Source organism: Azospirillum lipoferum (assembly GCF_024170005.1).
GTDB classification, from domain to species: domain Bacteria; phylum Pseudomonadota; class Alphaproteobacteria; order Azospirillales; family Azospirillaceae; genus Azospirillum; species Azospirillum lipoferum.
In genome coordinates this window covers 485,573-510,331 of the sequence record NZ_JALJXJ010000003.1, presented here as the reverse complement: position 1 = coordinate 510,331, position 24,759 = coordinate 485,573, and the positions used below count along the sequence as shown (strand labels likewise).

Genomic DNA, 24,759 nt, shown 5'->3' with positions numbered 1-24,759 from the left:
CCGGCGGATGTTCCATCCCGCCCATCCTACAGACGGCGGGAGAAGGCGGCCTTTCCGCCCTGGCGTTCCAGCGCCGAGCCGAGGTTGGGATAGGGATCGTCGGGGTTGACGGTATAGGGATAGACGCCCTTCGGCCCCGCCGCTTCCGGCCGGGCGAGGATGGCGGCGACGGCGCGCGGATTGGGCGGCGTCCGCTCGCGCAGGGCACCGGGGATGTCGTCGTCGAGTTCGGGCACGGTGACGGCGGGAGGGTCTTCAGGGTGGGGCGGCTGGGGATGGGCTGGTTGCGGCTCAGGGGCCGGGATGTCCCGTGGAGCATTCCTCGCAGTCTCCCTCGTGGTCTCAAGGCCGGCGAACAGGCCGAGGCGTTCGGCCAGCCAGCGGACGGTGGCGGGATCGCCGGAGGAGACTAGCCGCTCGATCTGCTCGGCCACGAGGATGCGCAGCGAAGACAGGCGCAACTCGGCCTCGCGGTTCAGCGCCTGCCGTTCCCACCAGACCCTGTGACGGAAATCCTTGGAGCCGTAATAGGCGCGCCACAGCGTGGTGCGGCTGCATCCCATGGTGCGGGCGACATAAAGGAAGCTGGTTCCGCGCGCCAGCATGCCGGCGGCCATGATCCATTGTTCCTCATGGAACTGCGAACCGGGGACTAGCGAGCCTTCGGAGGGGACTGGCGGCTCTTCCGCCCAGAGGGGGAAATGGTCGTTCTGGAGGGTTCGGCTGTCGAGGGGCATGGCTTCGCTCCGCAGAATGATGGGATCTCTTGCGGAGATTATAGGAATTATTTCTGTTATCGGTGGGCTTTTGCAAAAACGGAAACCGGTCAGGGCGCCGTCCCTTGGAACCCGTCCCTTGGAACCAGGGCGATGCCCATTGGAATTAGGGCGATGCCCCATGGAAGAAGACCTGATAACCACCCTTGTGCGGGAAGATATGCTCCGCCTCGCGCCGGGCGGATTGCAGATCCTGCGCATGCGCCAGCACGCGGTTGTTGTAGCGCCAAGCCGGATTGACCGGCTTGCCGGCGGCGCGGGCCGCGGCGGCGGCATTGGTGTCGTACTGCGCCTCCGCCCGGAAACTGCGCCGGTTGCCGCCGGGGGCGCCGAGGATGTGCAGGAAGACCGGCGGTTCCTTGGTCATCGTGTCGATCTGGCGCTGAAGATGGTCGATCCGCTGTTCGGCGGCGGACAGCCGGCCTTTCGCCTCCTCCAGCCGGCAGGTCAGGTCGGCCAGCGCCTCGGTCTCGGCGCGCCGGCGTTCCTTCAACGGCAGCACCGACCGCCGCAACCGGTCCAGCCCCGCCACCCGTTCCCAGCCGCGCCGGATGCCGACCCAGCACAGATGGCACAACACCGCCAGCGCCGCCACCAGCGGAACCGCCGAGTCGAGGATCGTCCGCACCGCCTCCATCACCACCTCGTTTCCTGATCCACCAGTGCCCGGCCCCAGCACCCGTCCTTGGCACGCCTGTTGCTGAAGCGCCGGCAAGGCTGCACGCAAGGAGCGTGCCGCGGGAGCGGAGAGGACGATGGGCACGCAGACACCGCTGCTGTTCGTGCTGGAGATGGTGATCCTGACGGCCTGCCTCAGCTGGATCACCGTGTCGATCCTGCGGATCGGCCACCGGATCGCCGCTGTGCAGCGCCGCCGGTCGCAGCTGCGTCAGGGACAGGCCGAACTGGCCCGGTCGACCGACGCCCTGCGCCGCGACATGCACCAGCTGGATTCCGAGCTTCGGCAGGTGGAGGAGGCCATCACCGTGCGCAACGCCCAGGCGGTGGACTTGCAGAGCCGGCTGAACGACTTGCGCCGTCAGGGTCCGCGGGAATACACGCTGCTGAACGAACGGTTCGGCGAAAAGGACCGGCTGTGGCTTATGACCGTCCCGCGGCCGGACCGGCCGGAGCGCTGGGCGGTGGCCGCCCCGGACGGCGGAACGGCGATGGCTCTGCTGTGCGCCAGGATCAGCGTGCCGGAACGGCCGGTCTTGGACGGCCAGCTGAATTGAAAAACGGAACCGGCCGCAGTTGCAGAATGCAATGCGGCCGGCGGCGTCTTTGCGATCTGACACGCAGGTCGCGGTTATCGGCAGATCGCGGTTACAGGATGCCCTTCCCGGCGACCAGCTCGCGCAGGTTCACCTCCGGCCGGGCGCCGACATGGCTGATGATCTCCGCCGCGGCGACGGCGCCGAGCCGGCCGCAGACCGCCGGCGACAGGCCGCGGGTGTAGCCGAACAGGAAGCCGGAGGCGTAGAGGTCGCCGGCGCCGGTGGTGTCGACCACCCGCTCCACCGGCTCGGCCGACACCTCGACCACTTCGCCGGCCGACACGATGACGGCGCCCTTCTCGCTGCGGGTCAGCGCCGCGGTCTTGCCCAGCCGCTTCACCGCCGCCAGCGAATCCTCGAATTTTTCGGTGCCGTAGAGGGCGCCGATCTCATGCTCGTTGGCGAACAGGATGTCGACATGACGTTCCACCAGATCGACGAACTCGGCGTGGTGGCGATGGACGCAGAAGCTGTCGGACAGCGACAGCGACACCTTGCGGCCGGCGGCGTGCGCGATCTCCGCCGCCTTGCGGAAGGCCTCCTTGGCGCGGGGCGGATCCCACAGATAGCCTTCCAGATAGGTCACCTGCGAGCCGGCGATCAGCGCCTCGTCGATGTCCTCCGGCCCCAGCTCGACGCAGGCGCCGAGATAGGTGTTCATCGAGCGCTGGGCGTCCGGGGTGACCAGGATCAGGCAGCGGGCGGTCGGCGCCCCGCCCAACAGCGGCGCGCTGTCGAAGGCGACGCCCGACGCGCGGATGTCGTGGCGGAACACGTCGCCCAGCTGGTCCCTGGCGACCTTGCCGATATAGGCGCCGCGGCCGCCCAGCATGGCGATGCCCGCCATGGTGTTGCCGGCCGAGCCGCCGGAGACCTCCACGCCCGGCCCCATCCGGCCATACAGCTCCTCCGCCCGGGCGGCGTCGATCAGCGTCATTGCCCCCTTCTCGATGGTGTTGGCGGCGAGGAAGGCGTCGTCGGCGTGGGCGATCACGTCCACGATGGCGTTGCCGATGCCGGTGACGTCGTAGGCAGACGTGGTCATGGGCTCTCCTGAAAGGTCGTACGGTGAAGGCGATGTTGCGGCGCGAGTATAGCCGCCGCCGCCCGCATCACAAGTGAAGCTCCTGGAAGCACTCCGGATGTTCTCCGGCTGCGGCGATGCTGGTAGTAGCTTGCAAGATGAAAGTCACTGTGGGACAGTCGCCGCCATGCGACGCACCCGACTGACCGACGTTCCCTGCCCGATCGCCCGCAGCCTCGACGAGGTCGGCGAATGGTGGTCGCTGCTGATCCTGCGCGACGCGATGCTGGGCCTGACCCGCTTCGACGAGTTCCAGCGCAGCATCGGACTCGCCACCAACATGCTGACCCGCCGCCTGCACGCTCTGGTCGAGGCCGGGCTGCTGGAAAAGCGGCCTTACCAGGACCGCCCGCTGCGCCATGGCTATCACCTGACCGACAAGGGGCGGGATTTCCTGCCGGTGCTGATCGCCATGGCGGACTGGGGCGGCCGATGGCTGGGGTCCGAAGAGGCGTTCCGGATCATCGACCGCGAGACTGGCCTGCCGGTCGAACCGCTGCTGATCGACCGGACCACAGGGGAAGCAATCCGGCCGGAGCGGCTGCGCCCGGAATTCACGATCCCTGCAAAGACGACATGGGCAAAGGACGAATGCGAATGAGACGAGTCGTGGTCACCGGCCTGGGCGCCGTCACGCCGCTCGGGGCCGGCGTGGCGTCGAGCTGGCGCGCCGTGCTGGACGGACGGAGCGGCATCCGGGCCGTCAGCGGGGTCGATGTCGCCGACCTGCCCTGCCGCATCGCCGGGCAGGTTCCGGAGAGCAGCGACGTCGCCTTCGATGCCCCCTTCGATGCCGATGCGGTGGTGCCGCCCAAGGACCAGCGCAAGATGGACCGCTTCATCCTGCTGGCGCTCGCCGCCGCGGAGGAGGCGGTGGCCGATGCCGGCTGGCACCCGGCGGACGCGGAGGCGCAGGAGCGCACCGGCGTGATGATCGGTTCCGGCATCGGCGGCCTGCCCGGCTTGGCCGAGGCGGCGCTGACCCTGCACGAGAAGGGGCCGCGCCGCATCTCGCCCTTCTTCGTGCCGTCGACCCTCATCAACCTCGCATCCGGCCATGTCTCGATCCGCTACAGCTTCCGCGGTCCGAACCATGCCGCCGTGACCGCCTGCGCGACCGGGGCACACGCCATCGGCGATGCCGCCCGGCTGATCGCCATGGACGACGCCGACGTCATGCTGGCCGGCGGCAGCGAGGCGGCGATCTGCCGGCTCGGGATTGCGGGGTTCTGCGCCGCCCGCGCGATGTCGACCGGCTTCAACGACGACCCGGCCAGCGCGTCGCGCCCCTGGGACCGCGAGCGCGACGGCTTCGTGATGGGCGAAGGCGCCGGCGTGCTGGTGCTGGAGGAGCTGGAACACGCCAAGCGGCGCGGTGCCACCATCTATGCCGAGGTCACCGGCTATGGCCTGTCAGGCGATGCCTACCACATCACCTCCCCGGCGGAGGACGGCAACGGTGCCTTCCGCGCCATGCGCGCCGCGCTGAAGCGGGCGGGGCTGGCACCGGACGCCGTCGACTACGTCAACGCCCATGCCACCTCCACCCCGGCCGGCGACCCGGTGGAGATCGCGGCGGTCAAGCGCCTGTTCGGCGCAGCGGCGGGCGGACTTTCGATGTCCTCGACCAAATCGGCGACCGGCCATCTGCTGGGTGCGGCGGGGGCGGTCGAGGCGATCTTCTCCATCCTGGCGCTGCGCGATCAGGTGGCGCCGCCCACCCTGAACCTGGAGGCGCCGTCGGAAGGCTGCGACCTCGACCTCGTGCCGCTACGGCCGAAGGAACGGCGCATCCGCCACGTCCTGTCGAACAGCTTCGGCTTCGGCGGAACCAACGCCGCGCTGGTGTTCAGCCCGGCGGACTGACGGGTGGCCTGACGGGCGGCGGCCGGAAGAGGGAGAGGGGGAAGAGAGGGGGGACTGGAACCCGGCGCCCGGCGACCGTAGATATGCGGGCGGCTGCGCGCCCTTTCTCCACCGCCTTACGGACCGCCGATGATCCGCGCCCTCGTGCTTGCCTTCGCCCAGCTGTCCGACCCGCGCGTGCGCCGGGTGGTGTGGATCGGGGTGTTCGTCTCGCTGCTCGCCTATGCCCTGCTGGCCGTCGGCGCGTCCTGGGCGCTGGCGGCGACGCCGCTGACCGGCTATGGCTGGGTCGACGCCACCATCGACGTGCTGGGCGGGCTGGGGGTGCTGGTGCTGGCGTGGCTGCTGTTCCCGGCCACCGTCGGCACGGTGTCGAGCTTCTTCCTGGACGAGGTGGTGGAACGGGTCGAGGCGCGGCACTATCCCGCCCTGCCCGCCCCGCGCCATGCCGGCTGGCTGGAGGAGCTGGCGACGGCATTGCGTTTCCTGCTGCTGGTGCTGGCGATCAACCTGCTGGCCCTGCCGGTCTACCTCTTCGCGCCGGGCCTGAACCTGGTCGTCTTCTACACCATCAACGGCTATCTGCTGGGACGGGAGTATTTCGAGATGGTCGCGCACCGGCGGATGGACCGCGCCACCGCCCGGATGATGCGGCGTGCCAGACCGCTGAAACCTTTTTTGGCCGGGGTCGTCATTGCCTTCCTTTCCACCATCCCCTTCGTCAACTTGCTGGTCCCGGTCGTCGCCAGCGCCTTCATGGTTCATGTCCTACAGTCCATGTCGGCGCCCCTTGCGGCAGGCCGGACGACCGTGATACGCCGCTAGGCGGCACGGCCGCACACCGTCGCCTGCCCGGAAACCGGCCGCCCGGAAACCGACTGTGGCGACCGCCTTCCCGGCTTCCAGGCCATCCCGCCACCCGAATGTCCAGATTGGGGGAACCGCTCATGCTGTTCGGACGAAAGACACCGCCCGCCGCTCCCAAGGCCGACAGCCCCGTCCCGCCGCAGCCGGGTGTCCGTCCGTACACCCCGGGCGAGCCCGGCGCCGTCTCGTCGCCGCTCGCCTCCCTCAACAACCCGGCACAGATTCCGGGACAGGGGATGCCTGTTCCTGCATCCGCTGTCGCGGCCGGAGCGGCCGCCCCCAGCATGGCCCATGCCCTGGCCGACACGCAGCACGCCGCCCCGGCCTATCCCGACATGCCTTCCGCCTCGAAGGGACCCGACATGAACAGCATTCCCAAGCCCCCGTCCGCACCGTCCGTGCCGGGTGCCGGCTTCAAGACCGACGTGCCGCGCCGGGTCGTCGACATGCCGGGCTCCGCCCCGCGCCAGCCGTCGATCCCCGTCGCCACCCCGGCCGCCGCTCCCGTCGCCCAGGCTCCGGTAGCCCCCATTGCTCCGGCCATGCCCGAACAGCGCCGCCTGACCGTCGGCCGCGACATCTCCCTGACCGGCGAGATCGGTTCCTGCGACGTGGTGGTGGTCGAAGGCACGGTGGAGGCCAAGCTGCGCGAAGGCCGGCTGGTCGAGATCGCCGAGACCGGCCTGTTCAAGGGATCGGTCGACATCGAGGAGGCCGACATCGCCGGCCGCTTCGAAGGCGACATCGCCGTCCGCGGCCGCCTGACCGTGCGGTCCACCGGCAAGATCACCGGGTCGATCCGCTTCGGCGAACTGGCGGTGGATGCCGGCGGCCAGCTGATCGGCGACATCCAGCTCTACAGCGCCAAGCCCGCCGCCGCTCCGGCCCAGCCGGCTGCGGCACCGGCCCCGGCGCCCGTCGTCGAGCAGGTGGCGGCCGAGACCGTCTGAGCTGAGACCGGCACAAGACGCGAAAACGCCCGGCTGGCTCCCGCCATGCCGGGCGTTTTGCGTTCCGGTCGGGCACGATCAAACCAAGTCAGGCGATGATCTTGTCCTTGAAGGCGCAGAGGTCGGCGACCGGGCAGACCGGGCAGTCGGGCTTGCGCGCCTTGCAGACATAGCGGCCGTGCAGGATCAGCCAGTGGTGGGCGTGGCGGCGGTAGAGCTTCGGCACCGCCTTCAGCAGCTTCGCCTCCACCGCGTCCGGCGTCTTGCCGGGGGCGAGCCCCGTGCGGTTGCCGACGCGGAAGATGTGGGTGTCGACCGCGATGGTCTCCTCCCCGAAGGCGACGTTCAGGACGACGTTGGCGGTCTTGCGGCCGACGCCGGGAAGCTGTTCCAGCGCCTCGCGGTCGCGCGGCACCTCGCCGCCATGGCGCTCGATCAGCAGTTCCGACAGGCGGATGACGTTCTTGGCCTTGGTGTTGAACAGGCCGATCGTCTTGATGTAGCGGCGCAGCCCCTCCTCGCCCAGCGCCACCATCTGCCGGGGCGTGGTGACGATCTGGAACAGCGGACCGGTGGCCCTGTTCACGCCGACGTCGGTGGCCTGGGCCGACAGCACCACGGCGACCAGCAGCGTGTAAGGATTGACGTATTCCAGCTCGCTCCGGGGTTCCGGGTTGGCGGCGGACAGGCGGCGGAAGAATTCCTGGACGGCAGCGGGCTTCATGGCCGCCAGCATAGCCGCAACGGCCCCGCTTGCGCCAGAGGCGGGACGGACCGGAACGGCACCGCCGGCGCCCGACAAGGTCCGATGCAGACGTACGGACAGATGAGCAAACTGCAGCGTTGCGTCGCAAATTGCGACAAAATTTGGAATAAGTGACGCTAATTAAACAGAATTGGTCGCAGGAATACCGCTTTCCGGTCCCTCGGGTGGTGGCGTATGATTTGTTGACTGCCAAGACACCGTTTGAATGCTTCTAAATGAACCATGGATGACCCTGGTCGTGGCGTTCGGATCGGATAAGGGTATTTCGATATGACCGCGTCTTATCTTGTGGAACTGAAGGACTGGGGCCTGCATGTCCGGTTGCAGGGCACCCTGTCGCTGTCCCAGCGCGACGCCATCGCCCGGCAGGTGGAGGTACTGTGCGCCACCCTTGGCGCCCGCGGCACGCCCTGGTGCAGCCTTGTCGAGTTCGACCATTTCGAAGCCGACGGGTTGCGGCCGGACATCCTCGTCGCCCTGATGACGCTGGCGCGGCGCTGCGGACATCAGCGTAGCGCGGTGGTGATGACCGACTGGCACTGGGCCTCGGTGATGGCCGACGCGATGATCGCGGCCGGCATCGACGACCAGGCGCGGATCTTCGTCCTGGCCGAGGGTCTGCAAGCCGGAAGCGGGCTGGATGCGGAGATCGAAGGCCGCCCGGCGGGCGACCTCGCCGGGATGGACAGCGCCATGGCCTGGGTACTGAACGGCGGCGCGGTGCCGATGGTGTCGAAGGCGGCATAACCCCGCCCTCCTCACGGTTTTTTGCCGGGCGGCCCTGGGTTAGAATGGCCGCCATGCCCATCGACATCAGCGGTCCCCAGCCCGACGGCCCTCCCTCCGCGGAAAGCGGCGGCGCAGGCGGGTCCGTGCGCGTTTTCTTCGATGCCATCCTCCACCCGCACCGCAGCCTGGGCCGCAACGGCTTCCGGGTCCTGATGGCGGTGGTGGTGGCGATGAACCTGATCGTCGCCGGCATCTTCGTCGCCCACGGCGCCTGGCCGGTGGTGCCCTTCTGCGGGCTGGACGTGCTGGCGCTGTGGCTGGCCTTCCGCGTCAGCTACCGCTCCGCCCGCCAGTATGAACGGGTGCGGCTGACCGACACCGCGCTGACAGTGCAGCGGGTCCATTGGAAGAGGCCGGAGCGGCGCTGGTCCTTCCATCCCTACTGGCTGCGGATCACCCACAACGAGCCGGCCGACCATGACCGCCGCGGCGCCGCCGGGCAGGTGACGCTGAGTTCGCACGGCCAGTCGGTGGGGGTCGGATCCTTCCTGTCGCCGGACGAACGGTCCACATTCGCCCGTGCGCTGGGCGACGCGCTGCGTTCCTGGCGCCGGCCTCCCTGCCCGCCGGCGCCAGCCGGATAGGGCTGTCTACTGCCGCCGATCCGTGGGATCCGGCAGGCCGCGTTCCTCCAGCTCCTCGTCCACCTCGCGCTCCACTTCGCGTTCGACCGCCCGTTCCACCTTCTCGTCGATACGGTGGTCCAGGCACTCGGCCGTCTTCGCAAGACGTTCGAAGCTGCGCTTCACCTTCGCCAGTTCGTTTTCCGGCATCTCCTCCACGTCGATCATCCCGTTGCGGGCGGAATGGCTGGCGCGGATCAGCTCGTCCAGCTTCAGGTGGATGGCCTGGGTGTCACGGTTCTGGGCGTTCTGGATGATGAAAACCATCAGGAAGGTGACGATGGTGGTGCCGGTGTTGATCACCAGCTGCCACGTGTCGGAGAAGTGGAACAGCGGCCCGGTCAGGCCCCAGACCAGCACGACCGCGAAGGCGGTGACGAAGGCACCCGGCCGGCCGGACTGACGCTCCATCCAGCGGGCGAAACGGGAAAAGGCATCGCTGACCATGGTGCGGCAGGCTCCGGTTCATCCGACATACATAAGGAAAACGCCCGGCAGAGCCGGGCGGTTCCCTTTCCGTACAGTCGGACCCTGCACCTCCGGCCAGGAGGATGCGGGTTACGACCCCTGGCTGAGCGCTTCCGCCAGCGCGCGGTCCTGCGGGTTCTGGCCGACGACCAGCTGCATCGACTGGGTCGGCATGGCGATGCCCAGCTCGTCGAACTTCTTCTTCAGCAGGCGGTTGAACTCGCGGCTCACCCCCCACTGGCGGGTCGGGCGGGTCTTGAACTGGGCCAGGATGATGATGCCGGTGTCGGACAGCTTGTCGACGCCCAGCACCTCCAGCGGGGTCAGGATGTCGGCGGCGAACTGCGGCTGGGCCTGCACCTCGGCCCCCGTCTCCTTCAGGATGGCGATGATGCGGTCGGGGTCCTCGCGGTTCGACACCGTGACGTTGAAGGCGGTGACCGAGAAGTCCTTGCTCATGTTCTTCACGGTGGTGACGGCGCTGAAGGGCACGGAATGGACCGCACCCGCCCCGTCGCGCAGGCGGATGGAGCGGATGGAGATCGCCTCCACCGTGCCGGAATGGCCGCCGCCGACATCCACCACGTCGCCGACCGACACCGTGTCCTCGAACAGGATGAACAGGCCGGTGATGATGTCCTTGACCAGGGTCTGCGATCCGAAACCGATGGCCAGACCGACGACACCGGCACCGGCCAGCAGTGGTGCTATGTTGACGCCCAGTTCCGACAGGGTGATCAGCGACACCATCGTCACCAGCAGGATCAGGAAGGCGTTGCGCAGCAGCGGCAGCAGCGTGCGCATGCGGGCGCTGCGCTCGATCCGGGTGCCGTTGCGGTCGGTGGTGCGCAGGAAATGCTCGATCAGCGCGCTGACCACCTCCCAGGCGACGATGGCGCCGGCCAGCAGCAGGCCGATGGAGATGGCGCTGCCGACGATGCGGCGGCCGGCGGCCGACTCGACCAGCCCCAGCGTGTCGATGCCCCAGCCGTTCAACGCGGCGCCCAGCGCCACCAGCCAGATGATGACCTTGCCGATGCGCTGGACGATGGGGAGATAGTGGAAGGCGCGGGTGTGCAGCTGCGGCAGGTTGCCGGCCAGCTCGCGGTTCATGGTCAGGCCGCGGCGCAGAGTCCGGTTCAGCCCGGTCACCAGCAGTCGCGCCACCACCACCGCCACCATGGTCACCGCCGTGCCGCGGGCCAGATACTCGAAGCCGCCATAGACGTTCAGCACCCAGACGCCCAGCGTCACCACGACATAGAGGATGGCAAGGACGTGCCAGATCTCGGCGAAGCGGCGGCGCGCGGTGCGCAGGACGGCCCCCTGCCCTTCCGCCTCGCGACGCGCGGTCGCCAGCGGGTCGCCGTCGCCCGACAGTGGGTTGCCGCGCATCCAGTCGGCGACGCCGACGCGGTTCTGCAGGATCAGCGCGATCAGCATGCCGGCGATCACCACGCCCAGCAGCTTCAGCAGCGCGCCGTAGGCACCCAGCGGCAGGCCCAGCACATAGGCCCCCTCCGCGACGAAATAGCCGTATACCGCCACCGCGATCAGCCGGCGCGACCAGATGTAGCAGCGGCGCGCCCCGGCCTCGCTGGTCTGGACCAGCCGCAGGTTGGGGGCGTCGGGGGCGAACAGCATGCGCACCAGGATCAGCAGCGCCTGGGTGATGACGGTGGCGTTGACCACCGCCAGCGCCACCAGCCGCACGCGCGGCGCCGGCTCGGTCACCGACAGGATCGTATAGGCGACGACGATGAAGCCGAGGATCGGCGCCAGTTCCAGCACGGCCCGGCCCAGCAGCATCGGGATGCGCAGCAGAGTGGAGTCGACACGGCGGGCGGCCAGTGCCTGGCGCGGCCGGCTGAGCAGCCAGGCAATGCCGCGGGCGGCCACCGCGCCGATGCCGAGGATCATTGCCAATTGGATGGCGATCTGCACCCAGCGTTCGCGGGCGGTGTCGTCCTGCGCCTGCCGCTGCATCCAGGACAGCGCCCCCGGCAGGTCGGAGAAGACGTTGGCGACCTGCACCAGCTGGCGGCTGACCACGTCCATCCGCGCCGCCAGGAAGGCCAGCGCGCGGGCACCGAGGGTCTGCGGCACCGCCGACTCGCCTTCCGCCTCCTTCGCCTGGGCAAGGCCACGCTGGGCGGTGATCAGGTTGCGCAGCTGGGTGACCAGCTGGGTGCGCGCATCCTGGTTCTCCAGCGTGCCGACCAGCGCCTCCAGCTGCTGGACGGTCGCCTCGTCAACCACCACCGGAGCAGCGGCGGCGGCGGGGGCGGCGGCCGGGGCCGGGGCAGCGGGTGCCGGCGAGGCGGCCAGCGCCGGCATTCCCTGCCCGGCGAGCAGAACCGCGAGCAGCAGGACGGCCAGGCCGCCGGACAGGAACAAACGCCAGGCGCGTGCCCAAACATGTGCGGGGGGAGATGCGGCGGGCGTTGCGGACCGGATCATCGGCAAATCACTCGGGTGGTCTTTGGGACAGGATCGGCGGAAAACAGCGCACCGTGGCGCGCAACTGTGGCTCCAATATGCCGGGTTTCGGGAAGTTAGTTCTCCCGCTTCCGCTTGCCAACCCGACTGTCTGTTCCTTTTTTAAGCGGGACCCCTGCCGGAAAGACCGGAATCGGAGAAAAGGCCAAGCCATGAACGACACACCCGCCATACCGGACAAGGATGCGGACAGGACCACCGGGCTGGAGCCCGGCCAGGAGGTGGAGCAGGAGGGCGTGGTCCGCGACAAGCTGGTCGCCACCAAGGAGCAATGGGCGCGCGACGGCCGTGCCCTGACCGGCCATGCCGCCGACCCGGCGCGGGAACGGCTGCCGCCCGGCCAGCGTCTGGTGACCGACTGGCCGGTGCTGGACCTCGGCATCACGCCGAAGGTGACGACCGCCAACTGGACACTGACCGTCGACGGGCTGGTGGAGAACCCGCTGTCCTGGAACTGGCAGGATTTCCAGGCCCAGCCGCAGGAAAGCTTCGTCTCCGACATCCACTGCGTCACCACCTGGTCGCGCTATGACAACCGGTGGGAGGGCGTCAGCGCCCGCCGCCTGTTGGAGCTGGCCCGGCCGAAGCCGGAGGCGCGCTTCGTCGTCTTCCATTCCTTCGACGGCTACACCACCAACGTCGCCCTGTCGGACTTCGACGACGATGGCGTGCTGCTCGCCACCAATTGGGAAGGCCAGCCGATCAGCCGCGAGCATGGCGGACCGGTGCGGATCATCCTGCCCAAGCTGTATCTGTGGAAGAGCGCCAAGTGGGTGAAGCGGATCGAGCTGCTGGCCGGCGACCGCAAGGGCTATTGGGAGGTCCGCGGCTACAACAACCATGCCGATCCGTGGCTGGAGGAGCGCTATTCCGACTGACGGCCCGAAACAGGCCGTGAACTCAGACCTGCCGTGACACCTGACGGAACCGATCTCCCGGGTCAGGCGAAGCGCTTGCGCATCTCGTTCGGTCCGATCCCGAATTGGCGGATCATCGCCCGCCGTAAGCCGACCTCGGAATGGAACCCGGTCTGTGCGGCGATTTGCCCGAAGCCGAGGTCGGTTGTGTGAAGGAGGGATCGGGCCAACTCGCACCTGACCTTTTCGACGGCTTCGGCCGGAGTTGCTCCCGTCGCCGCCTGGAAGCGGCGATGGAAGGTTCGCAACGACTGACCGGCGATTCCGGCCATCCTCTCCACGGTCCAGTCCGCCACGGGATTGCTGACGATGCGCTGAGTCAACTCCCGATAAGGCGATGCGTCGGCGATCTGCAGTGCCAACGGTTCGCTGTATTGTTTTTGTCCGCCCGGCCGCTTCATGTAGACGACGAGCCGCCGCGCGATGCGCGCTGCAAGCGCAGGGTCGTGATCCCGCTGGACCAACTCCAGCGACAGGTCGATCCCGGCGGTGACGCCCGCCGTCGTCCAGATCGGCCCGTCATTCATGAACAACGGGGCCGGGTCGACCCTGATCGAGGGGAATTCCCGAGCGAAGCGCTCGCAGGAGCGCCAATGCGTGACCGCGGTGCGCTTGTCGAGAACACCGGTTTCAGCCAGGAGGAACGCCCCGGTGCACACGGCGCAGACACGCTCCGCGCGTCGAAGCAGGGCCTGGAGAGCGGCAATGAATCCGGGATCCTGGCGGACCTCGTGAACGCCGGGTCCGCCCGGCACCATGACCGTATCGACCGTCTCCACGGCAGGGATTGCGGTCGCGACCAGCCCGACCCCGGACGCGGTTTCGACCGGCCCGTCCGCGAAGGCAACGACCCGCACATCATAGGGCGGCGTCGCCCCTTCCTCGTTCGCCGTGGTGAACACCTGGGTCGGCCCGGCGACGTCGATGATTTGGACGCCGGGAAACGCCAATATCAAGATCAATCGACTTGGCACTTTCTGGTCTGTGTTTGGCATGGACAGAATATCCTTTGTCTGTGAATGATAATCACAGATTTCCCAAAGGAAATGAAGCTGTCAATACATGAGAGGAGATTGCCATGGATTTCACACGTCGGGAAACCTTCGGCATTGCCGCAGCCGTTTCCATGATCGTCGGCGGCGGTCATCTTGCGCGCGGTGCGGAAAATGACGGGGCAGCATCAGGTCCCTCGAAGCAGGGGATGCACTGCAACATCGTCACCGTGCCCGACATGGTGCAACTCGACATCACCGGTCCGTTCGAAGTGTTGGCGCGTACGCCCGGATGGACGGTCGATCTTGTCGCGGCGACCATGGATCCCGTCCGTACGGACCGCGGGCTGCGGCTGCTGCCCAACGCGACGCGCGAGACCGCAAAGCCATGCGACATCATCGTCGTGCCGGGAGGAACCGGTATCGATACGGCGATGCTCGATCCGGCATGGATCGCTTTCGTCCAGCACCAGGCGGCAACAGCCAAGTATGTGTTTGGAGTCTGCACGGGCTCCCTGCTGCTCGGTGCCGCGGGGCTCCTGCGAGGCCGCCGCGCCGGCGGACATTGGCAGGCGCGTGACCTGCTGACGCAATTCGACGCCACGGTCTCGAACGATCGCATGACGAGGGACGGCAACCTCTATACGGCGGGCGGCGTAACCTCCGGCATCGATATGGCGTTGCGGGTTGTCGGCGATCTTGCGGGCGAAGAGGTGGCGATGAAAATCCAGCTCGCCATGGAATACGACCCGGAACCCCCGTTCAAGGGTGGCACACCCTATACGTCGCCGCAGCCTGTGGTGCAGGCCGTGCTTGCCGACACGAAGAAGCGTCGCCTCAAGCGTGAGGAGCAGGTTGCCCTGGCGGCGGCGCGCATGCGCGGATCGAACTGACGCTTTTGCCTGGATACCCCGCGTGCATTTCACAGCCTCACCAAAAGCCGCTTTCCCCTTGCCGGCGAAACCGTTAAGGTGCGGCGCAAGTGGCCCCGTAGCTCATCAGGATAGAGCGCGAGTTTCCTAAACTTGAGGCAGCAGGTTCGAGTCCTGCCGGGGTCACCACCAATTCCGCTTTCAAAGCGCGACGGTTCAGTGTGCAACGATGGCGCAGACCGCCGCCTTCGTCGCCTTGGCCAGATCGGCGGGCGCCAGCACGATCTGCAAGCCGCGCCGGCCGCCATTCACCACCATTTCCGGCAGCGCTTCGGCGCTCGCGTCGATGAAGGTCGGCAACGACTTCTTCTGGCCCAGCGGGCTGATGCCGCCGACCAGGAAGCCGGTGGTCTTTTCCGCCAGTGCCGGGTCGGCCAGATCGGCCTTCTTCGCCTTGGCCGCCGCAGCGATGGCCTTCAAATCCAGCTTGGCCGCGACCGGAATGACGGCGCAGGCCAGCGCCTTGGGCTCCAGCTGGACGATCAGGGTCTTGTAGACGATGGCGGGATCGAGCCCGAGCGATTCGGCGGCATGCAGGCCGATGGCATCGGCCGACGGGTCGTACTCGTATTCCATCAGCCGGAAGGCGACGCCCGCCGCCTTCGCCGCATTGACTGCCGGTGTCACCTTCGCCGCCATGCTCCACACCGCTCACTGGGAAAAAGCGGCGGGAGCTTGGCAGGCAGCGCTTTGGGTGTAAAGACCTCTCCCCGGAGGGGAGGAGCGAGATCCTCACTCCATCCCGCGCGAGGACGGGTTGCCGATCATCGTCAGGAATTCGCGGCGGGTCGACGGGTCGGTGCGGAAGGCGCCCAGCATGCGGCTGGTCACCATGGTCACGCCGGTCTTGTGGACACCGCGGGTGGTCATGCACTGGTGCTGCGCCTCGACCACCACGGCGACACCCTCGGGCTGGAGGACCTCGTCGATGGTGTTGGCGATCTGCGCCGTCATCTTCTCCTGGATCTGCAGGCGCTTGCCATAGGCCTCGACCAGGCGCGCCAGCTTGGAGATGCCGACGACGCGGCGGCGCGGCAGATAGGCGACATGGGCCTTGCCGATGATCGGCACCATGTGGTGCTCGCAATAGGACTCCACCCGGATGTCGCGCAGCACGACCATCTCGTCGTAGCCGTCGGTCTCCTCGAAGGTGCGCGACAGGATCTCGACCGGGTCGATGCCGTAGCCGGCGAAGAATTCCTCGTAGGAGCGGACGACGCGGTCCGGCGTGCCGACCAGCCCTTCGCGCGCCGGGTCGTCGCCGGCCCAGCGGATCAGGGTGCGCACCGCCTCTTCCGCCTCGGCGCGGGACGGACGGGCGGCGGCATCCGGCCGGGACAGGCCGGGGCCGCGGAGCACGTTGTCGACCACCGGAGGCTTGGCGTGCGGGGTCTTGGTAGCCGTCACGGGAAACATCCTTTCCATAACTGGGAAAACGCCCTGCGTGGGTCATCGGCCGCGAACCGACGGCTGCCGCGCAATACGCCCATCGTCTCTATCGTCACTCGTGTCTGGCGTCAGTACGGAGCCGACGCCTCGGCGGATCAACCGAACGGCCCGCAAGACGGAAAGAAGCCATCTATGCACGGAGTGGCGGCGCCCGCCTTCCCGTTTCCGCCCGGTTTCTGTCGCCAAGCGCCATTTGGAAGCTCTTAGATAGCGCCGGCCCCATGGCCTTCAAGCGATGGGCAAAGTACGGGCAGCCATGCGGATTGTCAAAGCCGCGTGTTAATTTCTTCCAATATCCACACAAATCCTATTGTATTATTTGCTTACGTTCGGATTTTCCGGTCAGTTCAGCTGCATCGGCTGGTGCGGGCTGTCGAGCGAGAAGGCCGGGATCGTCACGTCGAAGGCGCGGCCGTCCTTCCCCTCCATGCCATAGGTGCCGGCCATGATGCCGGACGGCGTGCCGAGCGGGGTGCCGCTGGTGTATTCGAAATGGTCGCCCGGCTCCAGAACCGGCTGTTCGCCGACGACGCCGGGGCCCCTCACCTCCTGCACGCGGCCCATGGCGTCGGTGATGCGCCAGTGGCGGGTGCGCAGCTGCACCGTCTCGTTGCCCTCATTCTCGATGCGGACATGATAGGCCCAGACGAAGCGACCCTCGGCCGGAGCGGACTGGTCCTCCAGGAACACGGGCTGGACGGTGACGCGGATGTCGTGGGTGACGGCGGTGTACATGACGGAAGATCCGAATGAACGGCACTGGCCTGAAACGGGCCGGCGGCCGGGGAGTCCGGGTAGCCGGGCGGCGGTTGGCCACAGAATAAAGTCCCCCCTCCGCACTGTCCAGAAGCGGTCCGGACAATCCTGCGACAGGACCGCATCCAGATGGACACAGTCATGCATCGCATCAGGGTCTCCACGGTCTTGCGACGGGGGGGCGACGATGATATATGCGCAAGTCCCAGCAACGGCCGAAGAGCCTTGTCCATGTCTCGTTCGCACGCCCTTCGCATCCGACGACGGAGCCTCGCACCGCGCATCGCGGTTGCGGCCGTCCTTGGGTCGCGTGCGAACGCCAAAGGCACATCGGGGACCTGACACCCCCGGCCTTCCGGCGGCGGCGCGATCCGCCCTTCAGAAGCCTTCTGAGAAGACCTTCTTCCCGCCGGGAGCCCCACGCATGATCATCACCGTCGAAGAGCCCAAGCACGCCGCCGCCATCGAAGCCCTGCTGGACGCCTCCTTCGGTCCCGACCGCTTCGGCAAGACCGCCTACCGGCTGCGCGACGGCGTCGACTCCATCCCCGCCCTGAACCTCGTCGCCATCGAGCATGACGAGCATGGGCACGAGGTGGTGGTGGGCACCATCCGCTACTGGCCGATCCTGGTCGGCGGCACCACCCCGTCCATCCTGCTGGGGCCCATCGCGGTCGCCGCCCACCTCCAGGGCAGCGGGCTGGGCAGCAAGATGATCCGGATGAGCCTGAACAAGGCGGTGGCGCTGGGCCACAAGTCGGTGATCCTGGTCGGCGACGCCCCCTATTACGAGCGGTTCGGCTTCTCCCGCGCCCTGACCCTGGGCATGGAGATGCCGGGTCCGGTCGACATGAACCGGCTGCTGGGCCTGGAACTGGTCGAAGGCTCGCTGGCCGGTGCCGCCGGCATGATCGGCAAGCCGGAACAGGCGGATACGCGGGATGTCGCCATCGGCGCCACCCCGGTGCTGACGCCGGTCATGACTCCGGTGCTGGCGGGAGACACCCCCGCCCCTTTCAGCGCCCTGTTCAGCCGGACGGCGGCGGAGCGACTTTGGACTGACCGGGTGCGCCGGACCGACTGGTTCTGGCGCGACGGCCTTCAGGCCGGGGCGGCGTGACCTTTCCGGCCCTTGGTCCGAAGTGCGGAAAGCATAGGCTTGCAAACATGGGTGGGGCGAAGCGGGATTGACTCGATTCGCCCCACACGCGATACCATCTTTTCAGGAGCGACGCCGGACCGACGGCGTGCCGCGCGCCACGCATCATCGTGAGCGCGCTATTCGTTTTTGTTCCAAGCGGAAGGGTGCGGGTTGACCAAGAAGCTGTTCATCAAGACCTGGGGCTGCCAGATGAACGTGTACGACTCCGCCCGGATGGCGGACGTCCTGGCACCGCTGGGCTACCAACCGGTCGATGAGCCGGACGGCGCCGACATGGTGATCCTGAACACCTGCCACATCCGCGAGAAGGCGGCCGAGAAGGTCTTCTCCGAACTGGGCCGGCTGCGCCAGATGAAAGACCGCAAGGCGGAGGCCGAGGACGGCCGGATGATCCTGGCGGTCGCCGGCTGCGTCGCCCAGGCCGAGGGCGAGGAGATCGTCGCCCGCGCCCCCTTCGTCGACATGGTCTTCGGCCCGCAGACCTACCACACCCTGCCGGAGATGGTGGCGAAGGCCAGCCGTGCCGCCGGCAGCGTGCTGAACACCGATTTCCCCGCCGAATCCAAGTTCGACCTGCTGCCGGAGGAATCCGGTGCCCAGGGCGTCACCGCCTTCCTGGCGGTGCAGGAGGGCTGCGACAAGTTCTGCACCTTCTGCGTGGTGCCCTACACCCGTGGTGCGGAGTTCTCCCGCCCCGCCGGCCAGATCCTGGCCGAGGCGAAGCGGCTGGTCGCCGGCGGCACGCGCGAGATCACCCTGCTGGGCCAGAACGTCAACGCCTGGCACGGCGACGGGCCGGACGGCAAGAGCTGGGGCCTCGGCCGGCTGATCCGCGAGCTGGCGGAGATCGACGGGCTGGAACGCATCCGCTACACCACCTCGCACCCGCGCGACATGGCCGACGACCTGATCCGCGCCCATGCCGAAGTGCCGCAGCTGATGCCCTACCTGCATCTGCCGGTGCAGGCCGGGTCGGACCGCATCCTGGCGGCGATGAACCGCAAGCACAGCGCCGACGACTACCGCCGGCTGGTCGACCGGCTGCGCGCGGCCAAGCCCGATCTGGCGATGTCCGGCGACTTCATCGTCGGCTTCCCCGGCGAGAGCGACGCCGATTTCGCCCAGACGCTGAAGCTGGTCACCGACATCGGCTATGCCCAGGCCTACTCCTTCAAATACAGTTCGCGCCCCGGCACCCCGGCTTCGGTCGAGGGATCCCAACTGCCGGAAGAGGTGAAGGAGGCGCGGCTGGAGGCGCTGCGCCAGCTGCTGGACGCCCAGCAGATCGCCTTCAATCATGGTTTCGTCGGCCGCAGCGTGCCGGTTCTGTTCGACCGGGTCGGCCGCCGCGACGGCCAGCTGCTGGGCCGCAGCCCGTGGATGCAGTCGGTCCATGCCGAGGCGAACGAACGGCTGCTCGGCCGCATCGTCGAGGTGCGGGTCGACGCCGCGCGGGCCAACAGCCTCGCCGGCACCGTCGTCACGGGTGAACACACCACTGCTTTTCCCTTCCAGCCTGCCGTAACCTTGGAGGCAAGCGCTTGAACGGTCTGCCCGAACGGCGCATCGACGTTCAATTCGATGACAACCGTCTTCTGCCGATGCTGTACGGGGAGCATGACCGCCACCTCGCCCGCATCGAATCCCTTCTCGGCGTGTCGCTGATCTCGCGCGGCAACACCCTGACCATCTCCGGGCCGGCCGAGGCCGCCGAGACGGCGCGGACGGCGCTGAACGGCCTGTATGGCCGGCTGAGCCGCGGCCAGACCATCGACGGCGGCGAGGTCGACGGCGCCGTCCGCATGGCGACCGCCGAGGCCGGCTTCTCCGGTATTGCAAGCGGCGAGGAGCCGCGCGCGCCCGGCCCGCAGGCGACCATCACCCGCGCCGAGATCGCGCTGCGCACCCGCCGGCGCGGCCCGATCACCCCGCGCACCCCGACCCAGGCCGCCTATCTGCAAGCCCTGGCGGAGAGCGAGCTGGTCTTCGGCCTCGGCCCGGCCGGCACCGGCAAGACCTATCTGGCGGTGGCGCAGGCGGTGGCCCTGCTGACCACCGGGCAGGTCGACCGCATCGTGCTGTCGCGCCCGGCGGTCGAGGCCGGCGAGCGGCTGGGCTTCCTGCCCGGCGATTTGAAGGAGAAGGTCGATCCTTACCTGCGTCCGCTCTACGACGCGCTGCACGACATGCTGCCGGCGGAACAGGTGAAGAAGCGGCTGGAGTCCGGCGAGATCGAGATCGCGCCGCTGGCCTTCATGCGCGGCCGGACGCTGGGCAACGCCTTCGTCATCCTGGACGAGGCGCAGAACACCACGCCGATGCAGATGAAGATGTTCCTGACCCGCCTCGGCGAGGGCGGGCGGATGGTGGTGACCGGCGACATCTCGCAGATCGACCTGCCGTCGGGCACCCGGTCAGGCCTGCGCGACGCGCTGGACATCCTGCGCGGGGTGGAGGGCGTGCGCTTCGTCCGCTTCACCGATGCCGATGTGGTCCGCCATCCGATGGTGGCCCGCATCATCCGCGCCTATGATCAGGCCGATGCCCGCGAGGCGGAACGCAGGCAGGCCCGTCGCTCTGGTTCCGTACCCGAAACGACCATCGGTAACACCGGGATCATTGGAGAACCGGAATGACCACCGCGGTCGACATCACTGTTTCACGTGAAGCCGGCGACTGGGCCGAGGATGCCGAATGGCTGGCGGAGCGCGCGGCGCTCGCCGCGCTGGGTGCCGCCTATGACGACGAGGAAGGCCCGGCCGAGCTTTCGGTGGTTCTGGCCGACGATGAACTGGTCCACCGGCTCAACCGCGAGTATCGCGGCAAGGACAAGCCGACCAACGTGCTGTCCTTCGCCCTGACCGAGGCGGAGGAGCCGGAGGCCCAGGAGGGCGTGCCGGTTATGCTGGGCGACGTCATCCTCGCCTATGAAACGGTTGCACGCGAAGCCGCCGAACAGCGGAAAAGCTTGCAGGACCACATGACTCACCTTGTGATGCATGGTGTTCTGCATCTGCTGGGGTATGATCACGAGACGGACGACGAGGCCGAGGAGATGGAGGCGCTGGAAACCCGGTTGCTCGCCACGCTCGGAATCGCCGATCCATACGCCGCCAACCACCAACCGCCGGACCGATGAGCGATATATCCGACAGTCGCACGCCCCGTGATGACCACGGGGCCGAAGACCATTCCCTGGGCCACCTGTTCAAGGGGTGGCTCCGCACCGTCTGGGGCGGCCGCGAGGATACGTCCCTGCGCGGCACCATCGAAGAGCTGATCTCCGGCCTGGACGATGCGGCCAGCGAGGACGGCGAGGATTCGCTGGGTGCCGGTGAGCGGGCGCTGCTGACCAACATCCTGAAGCTGCGCGACCGCACCGTCGCCGACGTCATGGTGCCGCGCGCCGACATCATCGCCGTCGACATCGACACCCCCTTCCCCGCCCTGGTCCAGCGCGTCGCCGAGGAAGGCCATTCCCGCCTGCCGGTGTTCCGCGAGACCCTGGACGACGTGGTCGGCATCATCCACATCAAGGATGTGATGACCCTGATGGCCAGACAGGCCGTCTCCGCCGAAGGACTGCGCCAGAAGCCGGACCTGACCGGCATCATCCGCGAGGCAAAGATCGTCGCCCCCTCCATGCATGTGCTCGACCTGCTGGTGCAGATGCGCCAGACCCGCCAGCACATGGCGCTGGTGGTGGACGAGTTCGGCGGCATCGACGGCCTCGTCACCATCGAGGATCTGGTGGAGGAGATCGTCGGCGAGATCGAGGACGAGCATGACGAGGCCGCGGCCCCGCGACTGGTCGAACGTCCCGACGGCAGCCTGATCGCCGACGCCCGCCTGCCGATCGAGGATTTCGAGATCCGTGTCGGGCCGGTCCTGACCGAGGAGGAGCGCGAGGACATCGACACGCTCGGCGGTCTGGTCGTCTCCATCGCCGGCCGCGTGCCGGGGCTGGGTGAACGGCTGGTCCATCCCTCGGGCCTGGAGTTCGAGATCGTCGATGCCGATTCCCGCCGCCTGAAACGTCTGCGGGTTCACAACGTGCCGGCCAACAGTTCGGAGCTGGCGGAGACGGCATAAGGGGATGGGGGGCCGGCCTCCCCACCCCCACAACACAGTCCCGCCCACAAGCACCTTGGCACCCCTGCCCGGCCACATTACCTATGGCGCCGCCCGCCCTGCACCTATGGCGCCGCCCCCCGCCGCTGCCGGAGTTTCCGCCTTGACCGCCACCGACACCCTGCCCGTCCCGGCCCGGCTGGGCCGCGTTTCCGCGCGGCTGGCCGCGCTGAGCGGCTGGCGCAGGCCGGCCGCCGCGGCGCTGCTCGGCGGGCTCGCCACGCTGGCGCTGCCGCCGGCCGACCTGATGCCGGTGGTGCTGGTCGCCTTTCCCGGCCTGATCTGGCTGCTTGAGGGCGTGGAGACGAAGAAGGGCGCCTTCGCTGTCGGCTGGTTCTTCGGCTTCGGTCATCACCTGCTGGGTCTCTACTGGATCAGCGCCGCGCTGTTCACCGACATCGAACGCTTCTGGTGGGCCCTGCCGCTGTCGGCGGTCGGCCTGCCGATCCTGCTGGCTATGTTCAGCGGCGGCGCCACCCTGACCTTCCAGCTGCTGCGCCGCCGCGGCTTCGGCGCCGGGCTGGGACGGCCGCTGCTGTTCGCCGCCTGCTGGTGCCTGTGGGAGTGGCTGCGCGGCCATGTCTTCACCGGCTTCCCGTGGAACCTGATCGGCTATGGCTGGGTCGGGGTCCTGCCGGTGCTGCAAACCGCCTCGCTGGTCGGCATCTATGGGCTGACGCTGGTCACGGTGCTGGTGGCATCGCTGCCCGCCGCCCTGCCCGACCGCGACACCACGCCCGGCCGTGCCCGTGCCGCCGTTGCCGCCGGTCTGGCGCTGCTGGCGGTCCTCGGCGGCTGGGGCGCCTGGAGGCTGGCCGGCGCGGTCGACGAGCCGGTGCCGGGCATCCGGCTGCGGTTGGTCCAGGCGGCGATCGACCAGCGGCTGAAATGGGCACCGGCCGAGCGGGTGCAGAATTTCCAGAGCCATCTGGCCTTGTCGGCCGCCCCGCCGACCGATCCCGCCACCCCGCCGCCCAATGTCATCATCTGGCCGGAAACCGCCGTGCCCTTCTTCGTGGAGGAGGATGCGCGGGTGCGGCAGGCCATGGGGTCGGTCACGCCGCCGGGCGGGCTGCTGATCACCGGCGCGCCGCGCACGACGGTCGATGCCGACGGCGAGCGCCGCTATTTCAACGGCATGGTGGCGGTGGACGGCAGCGGCGCCGTGGCCGCCGACTACGACAAGTTCCACCTCGTGCCGTTCGGCGAGTATATGCCGCTGCGGCAATGGCTGCCGGTCGGCGCCATCGCCGGCAATGGGGCGGAGTTCTCCCCCGGCCCCGGTCCGCGCACCCTGCATCTGGCGGACAGGGTGGCCGGCCTGCCTCCCTTCAGCCCGCTGATCTGCTACGAGAGCATCTTCCCCGGCGCCGTGGTCGACAGTGCCGACCGGCCGCAATGGCTGCTGAACCTGACCAATGACGCTTGGTACGGCCGCACCGCCGGTCCGCACCAGCATTTCGCCATCAATCAGGTGCGTGCGGTGGAGGAGGGACTGCCCCTCGTCCGGGTGGCGAATACGGGAATATCCGGGGTGGTGGATTCCTACGGTCGTGTGCGACAATTGCTCGGACTGGGTGAGCGTGGCTTTATCGATACCACATTGCCGAAAGCTTCTGTCGGTGTCACAGCCTATGCCCGCATGGGCGACTGGATCTTCGGCATAGTGCTTCTGGGCTGTTTTATCGCGGCCCTGGCCTCGCGATATCACCGGTGACGCAGCAATACGGGCAATCCGCCCTCCACCGGCAGAACAATTTCGTGTAACCGGCTTGACCGGAGCGGGCTTGACTGCATACGTGGATATGTCGTAACTAGGTTGCACAACCGTTACAGGGATAAACGAGATGCAGACTGAAACTGGGGCGCCGCGCGGGCGCCGTGCGGGTGCGGGCCGTCCGAAGACCGGAAAGCCGAATCCCATCGACGTCCATGTCGGATCCCGCGTCCGTCTCCGCCGCACGCTGCTCGGCATGAGCCAGGAAAAGCTGGGCGAGGCCATCGGCCTGACCTTCCAGCAGGTGCAGAAGTACGAGCGTGGCGCCAACCGCATCGGCGCGTCGCGTCTGTTCGATCTCAGCCGAGTCCTGGACGTGCCGGTTTCCTTCTTCTTCGACGACATGCCGGCCGAAGCGGCCGCCGCCCGCGTCGAGGACGACGATGAGTCCGGTGCCTCGGAGGAGCGGTCCGCCAGCACCTACGAGCCCGACCCGATGGCCAAGCGCGAGACGCTGGAACTGGTCCGCGCCTACTACAAGATCAACGATCCGTCGGTGCGCAAGCGCCTGTTCGAGCTGACCAAGGCTGTGGCCAGCGCCGCCATTGCGGAAGCCGCAGAGTAACCAGAGAGCAACAGCCGGCAACTCCCGTCAGTACCTCCTGCCGGCCGCCACGGCATGTGATACCCACCGAACGGGGAAGGCACGGCGCGTCCGTGTCCCCCCCTTCGTGTGGT

At 68.1% G+C, this 24,759-nt stretch carries 26 protein-coding genes and 1 tRNA gene; 17 read left to right on the top strand and 10 right to left on the bottom strand.

The window, feature by feature from the left end:
- Window positions 1-26 precede the first annotated feature (26 nt).
- A complete protein-coding gene (locus J2848_RS09900) occupies window positions 27-737 on the bottom strand; it encodes a hypothetical protein (RefSeq protein WP_149229199.1) in 711 nt (236 codons plus the stop codon).
- Window positions 738-882: 145 nt separating this feature from the next.
- Window positions 883-1,539 (bottom strand): hypothetical protein, encoded by a 657-nt coding sequence (locus tag J2848_RS09895; protein ID WP_246193583.1) that lies wholly within the window; start codon window positions 1,537-1,539, stop codon window positions 883-885.
- On the opposite strand from J2848_RS09895, the gene J2848_RS09890 reads away from it, so the two are divergent.
- Window positions 1,532-2,011 carry a hypothetical protein gene (locus tag J2848_RS09890; protein WP_149229200.1) on the top strand — a complete coding sequence of 160 codons (480 nt, stop codon included), beginning with the start codon at window positions 1,532-1,534 and terminating at the stop codon, window positions 2,009-2,011. The two genes, J2848_RS09895 and J2848_RS09890, sit on opposite strands and share 8 nt — an antisense overlap.
- A gap of 91 nt (window positions 2,012-2,102) precedes the next feature.
- Here J2848_RS09890 and J2848_RS09885 read toward each other — a convergent pair whose 3' ends face one another.
- On the bottom strand, window positions 2,103-3,098 hold the full coding sequence (locus tag J2848_RS09885; protein ID WP_149229201.1) for an adenosine kinase: 996 nt from the start codon (window positions 3,096-3,098) through the stop codon (window positions 2,103-2,105).
- Between the two features lie 166 nt (window positions 3,099-3,264).
- Here J2848_RS09885 and J2848_RS09880 point away from each other — a divergent pair, with 166 nt between their 5' ends.
- The 4 genes from J2848_RS09880 (at window position 3,265) to J2848_RS09865 (ending at window position 6,820) form a co-directional block, all read left to right on the top strand.
- Window positions 3,265-3,738 (top strand): winged helix-turn-helix transcriptional regulator, encoded by a 474-nt coding sequence (locus J2848_RS09880; RefSeq protein ID WP_149229202.1) that lies wholly within the window; start codon window positions 3,265-3,267, stop codon window positions 3,736-3,738.
- Entirely contained in the window at window positions 3,735-5,003 is a 1,269-nt protein-coding gene (fabF, locus tag J2848_RS09875; protein WP_149229203.1) for a beta-ketoacyl-ACP synthase II, read from the top strand. Before J2848_RS09880 ends, fabF begins: the two co-directional genes overlap by 4 nt.
- Window positions 5,004-5,132: 129 nt before the next feature.
- Window positions 5,133-5,828 (top strand): EI24 domain-containing protein, encoded by a 696-nt coding sequence (locus J2848_RS09870; RefSeq protein WP_149229204.1) that lies wholly within the window; start codon window positions 5,133-5,135, stop codon window positions 5,826-5,828.
- A 122-nt stretch (window positions 5,829-5,950) separates the two neighbouring features.
- The gene (locus J2848_RS09865) at window positions 5,951-6,820 is read left to right on the top strand and encodes a bactofilin family protein (RefSeq protein ID WP_149229205.1); all 870 of its coding nucleotides are present in this window, start codon (window positions 5,951-5,953) and stop codon (window positions 6,818-6,820) included.
- 88 nt (window positions 6,821-6,908) lie between these two features.
- Here the strand turns inward: J2848_RS09865 and nth are convergent, their stop codons facing one another.
- A complete protein-coding gene (gene nth / locus J2848_RS09860) occupies window positions 6,909-7,544 on the bottom strand; it encodes an endonuclease III (protein WP_149229206.1) in 636 nt (211 codons plus the stop codon).
- A 312-nt stretch (window positions 7,545-7,856) separates the two neighbouring features.
- Here nth and J2848_RS09855 point away from each other — a divergent pair, with 312 nt between their 5' ends.
- Window positions 7,857-8,333 carry a hypothetical protein gene (locus J2848_RS09855; protein WP_149229207.1) on the top strand — a complete coding sequence of 159 codons (477 nt, stop codon included), beginning with the start codon at window positions 7,857-7,859 and terminating at the stop codon, window positions 8,331-8,333.
- A 53-nt stretch (window positions 8,334-8,386) separates the two neighbouring features.
- The gene (locus tag J2848_RS09850; RefSeq protein ID WP_149229208.1) at window positions 8,387-8,959 is read left to right on the top strand and encodes a DUF2244 domain-containing protein; all 573 of its coding nucleotides are present in this window, start codon (window positions 8,387-8,389) and stop codon (window positions 8,957-8,959) included.
- A 6-nt stretch (window positions 8,960-8,965) separates the two neighbouring features.
- On the opposite strand, the gene J2848_RS09845 is transcribed toward J2848_RS09850, so the two are convergent.
- Both J2848_RS09845 and J2848_RS09840 read right to left on the bottom strand, forming a co-directional pair.
- On the bottom strand, window positions 8,966-9,445 hold the full coding sequence (locus J2848_RS09845; protein WP_149229209.1) for a low affinity iron permease family protein: 480 nt from the start codon (window positions 9,443-9,445) through the stop codon (window positions 8,966-8,968).
- Window positions 9,446-9,556: 111 nt separating this feature from the next.
- Window positions 9,557-11,863: a mechanosensitive ion channel domain-containing protein gene (locus tag J2848_RS09840; protein WP_170306923.1), complete on the bottom strand. Its 2,307-nt coding sequence runs from the start codon at window positions 11,861-11,863 to the stop codon at window positions 9,557-9,559.
- A gap of 254 nt (window positions 11,864-12,117) precedes the next feature.
- Here J2848_RS09840 and J2848_RS09835 point away from each other — a divergent pair, with 254 nt between their 5' ends.
- Window positions 12,118-12,843 carry a molybdopterin-dependent oxidoreductase gene (locus J2848_RS09835; protein WP_246193585.1) on the top strand — a complete coding sequence of 242 codons (726 nt, stop codon included), beginning with the start codon at window positions 12,118-12,120 and terminating at the stop codon, window positions 12,841-12,843.
- A gap of 62 nt (window positions 12,844-12,905) precedes the next feature.
- Here the strand turns inward: J2848_RS09835 and J2848_RS09830 are convergent, their stop codons facing one another.
- Window positions 12,906-13,877: a GlxA family transcriptional regulator gene (locus J2848_RS09830; protein ID WP_149229211.1), complete on the bottom strand. Its 972-nt coding sequence runs from the start codon at window positions 13,875-13,877 to the stop codon at window positions 12,906-12,908.
- Between the two features lie 83 nt (window positions 13,878-13,960).
- Between J2848_RS09830 and J2848_RS09825 the strand changes: the two genes are divergently transcribed.
- Both J2848_RS09825 and J2848_RS09820 read left to right on the top strand, forming a co-directional pair.
- Entirely contained in the window at window positions 13,961-14,767 is an 807-nt protein-coding gene (locus J2848_RS09825; RefSeq protein ID WP_211103040.1) for a DJ-1/PfpI family protein, read from the top strand.
- A gap of 91 nt (window positions 14,768-14,858) precedes the next feature.
- A tRNA-Arg gene (locus tag J2848_RS09820) sits at window positions 14,859-14,935 on the top strand.
- A 27-nt stretch (window positions 14,936-14,962) separates the two neighbouring features.
- Here J2848_RS09820 and ybaK read toward each other — a convergent pair.
- From ybaK to apaG, 3 genes are all read right to left on the bottom strand, one after another.
- On the bottom strand, window positions 14,963-15,445 hold the full coding sequence (gene ybaK / locus J2848_RS09815) for a Cys-tRNA(Pro) deacylase (protein ID WP_211103041.1): 483 nt from the start codon (window positions 15,443-15,445) through the stop codon (window positions 14,963-14,965).
- 93 nt (window positions 15,446-15,538) lie between these two features.
- Complete coding sequence (gene folE, locus J2848_RS09810; RefSeq protein ID WP_253568605.1) at window positions 15,539-16,213, bottom strand: GTP cyclohydrolase I FolE; 675 nt, start codon at window positions 16,211-16,213, stop codon at window positions 15,539-15,541.
- A gap of 384 nt (window positions 16,214-16,597) precedes the next feature.
- Complete coding sequence (apaG, locus tag J2848_RS09805; RefSeq protein WP_149229212.1) at window positions 16,598-16,990, bottom strand: Co2+/Mg2+ efflux facilitator ApaG/CorD; 393 nt, start codon at window positions 16,988-16,990, stop codon at window positions 16,598-16,600.
- A 445-nt stretch (window positions 16,991-17,435) separates the two neighbouring features.
- Between apaG and J2848_RS09800 the strand changes: the two genes are divergently transcribed.
- From J2848_RS09800 to J2848_RS09770, 7 genes are all read left to right on the top strand, one after another.
- Entirely contained in the window at window positions 17,436-18,131 is a 696-nt protein-coding gene (locus J2848_RS09800; RefSeq protein WP_149229213.1) for a GNAT family N-acetyltransferase, read from the top strand.
- A gap of 192 nt (window positions 18,132-18,323) precedes the next feature.
- Window positions 18,324-19,718: a tRNA (N6-isopentenyl adenosine(37)-C2)-methylthiotransferase MiaB gene (gene miaB / locus J2848_RS09795; protein ID WP_149229214.1), complete on the top strand. Its 1,395-nt coding sequence runs from the start codon at window positions 18,324-18,326 to the stop codon at window positions 19,716-19,718.
- Window positions 19,715-20,809, top strand: coding sequence for a PhoH family protein (locus tag J2848_RS09790; RefSeq protein WP_170306924.1), 1,095 nt, complete (start codon window positions 19,715-19,717; stop codon window positions 20,807-20,809). The genes miaB and J2848_RS09790 overlap by 4 nt, the downstream gene beginning before the upstream one ends.
- Window positions 20,806-21,312, top strand: coding sequence for an rRNA maturation RNase YbeY (ybeY, locus tag J2848_RS09785; protein ID WP_149229215.1), 507 nt, complete (start codon window positions 20,806-20,808; stop codon window positions 21,310-21,312). The genes J2848_RS09790 and ybeY overlap by 4 nt, the downstream gene beginning before the upstream one ends.
- Entirely contained in the window at window positions 21,309-22,265 is a 957-nt protein-coding gene (locus J2848_RS09780) for a hemolysin family protein (RefSeq protein ID WP_149229216.1), read from the top strand. Before ybeY ends, J2848_RS09780 begins: the two co-directional genes overlap by 4 nt.
- A 142-nt stretch (window positions 22,266-22,407) precedes the next feature.
- On the top strand, window positions 22,408-24,021 hold the full coding sequence (gene lnt, locus J2848_RS09775; RefSeq protein ID WP_246193587.1) for an apolipoprotein N-acyltransferase: 1,614 nt from the start codon (window positions 22,408-22,410) through the stop codon (window positions 24,019-24,021).
- 130 nt (window positions 24,022-24,151) lie between these two features.
- Window positions 24,152-24,646: a helix-turn-helix domain-containing protein gene (locus J2848_RS09770; protein WP_149229218.1), complete on the top strand. Its 495-nt coding sequence runs from the start codon at window positions 24,152-24,154 to the stop codon at window positions 24,644-24,646.
- The last annotated feature ends 113 nt before the right edge of the window (window positions 24,647-24,759 follow it).

Excerpts from the sequence above, each read along its gene's own strand:
- J2848_RS09900 (WP_149229199.1), bottom strand. The coding sequence starts at position 737 with ATGCCCCTCGACAGCCGAACCCTCCAGAACGACCATTTCCCCCTCTGG.
- J2848_RS09890 (WP_149229200.1), top strand. The coding sequence starts at position 1,532 with ATGGGCACGCAGACACCGCTGCTGTTCGTGCTGGAGATGGTGATCCTG.
- J2848_RS09885 (WP_149229201.1), bottom strand. The coding sequence starts at position 3,098 with ATGACCACGTCTGCCTACGACGTCACCGGCATCGGCAACGCCATCGTG.
- J2848_RS09880 (WP_149229202.1), top strand. The coding sequence starts at position 3,265 with ATGCGACGCACCCGACTGACCGACGTTCCCTGCCCGATCGCCCGCAGC.
- fabF (WP_149229203.1), top strand. The coding sequence starts at position 3,735 with ATGAGACGAGTCGTGGTCACCGGCCTGGGCGCCGTCACGCCGCTCGGG.
- J2848_RS09870 (WP_149229204.1), top strand. The coding sequence starts at position 5,133 with ATGATCCGCGCCCTCGTGCTTGCCTTCGCCCAGCTGTCCGACCCGCGC.
- J2848_RS09865 (WP_149229205.1), top strand. The coding sequence starts at position 5,951 with ATGCTGTTCGGACGAAAGACACCGCCCGCCGCTCCCAAGGCCGACAGC.
- nth (WP_149229206.1), bottom strand. The coding sequence starts at position 7,544 with ATGAAGCCCGCTGCCGTCCAGGAATTCTTCCGCCGCCTGTCCGCCGCC.
- J2848_RS09855 (WP_149229207.1), top strand. The coding sequence starts at position 7,857 with ATGACCGCGTCTTATCTTGTGGAACTGAAGGACTGGGGCCTGCATGTC.
- J2848_RS09850 (WP_149229208.1), top strand. The coding sequence starts at position 8,387 with ATGCCCATCGACATCAGCGGTCCCCAGCCCGACGGCCCTCCCTCCGCG.
- J2848_RS09845 (WP_149229209.1), bottom strand. The coding sequence starts at position 9,445 with ATGGTCAGCGATGCCTTTTCCCGTTTCGCCCGCTGGATGGAGCGTCAG.
- J2848_RS09835 (WP_246193585.1), top strand. The coding sequence starts at position 12,118 with ATGAACGACACACCCGCCATACCGGACAAGGATGCGGACAGGACCACC.
- J2848_RS09830 (WP_149229211.1), bottom strand. The coding sequence starts at position 13,877 with ATGCCAAACACAGACCAGAAAGTGCCAAGTCGATTGATCTTGATATTG.
- J2848_RS09825 (WP_211103040.1), top strand. The coding sequence starts at position 13,961 with ATGGATTTCACACGTCGGGAAACCTTCGGCATTGCCGCAGCCGTTTCC.
- ybaK (WP_211103041.1), bottom strand. The coding sequence starts at position 15,445 with ATGGCGGCGAAGGTGACACCGGCAGTCAATGCGGCGAAGGCGGCGGGC.
- apaG (WP_149229212.1), bottom strand. The coding sequence starts at position 16,990 with ATGTACACCGCCGTCACCCACGACATCCGCGTCACCGTCCAGCCCGTG.
- J2848_RS09800 (WP_149229213.1), top strand. The coding sequence starts at position 17,436 with ATGATCATCACCGTCGAAGAGCCCAAGCACGCCGCCGCCATCGAAGCC.
- ybeY (WP_149229215.1), top strand. The coding sequence starts at position 20,806 with ATGACCACCGCGGTCGACATCACTGTTTCACGTGAAGCCGGCGACTGG.
- J2848_RS09780 (WP_149229216.1), top strand. The coding sequence starts at position 21,309 with ATGAGCGATATATCCGACAGTCGCACGCCCCGTGATGACCACGGGGCC.
- J2848_RS09770 (WP_149229218.1), top strand. The coding sequence starts at position 24,152 with ATGCAGACTGAAACTGGGGCGCCGCGCGGGCGCCGTGCGGGTGCGGGC.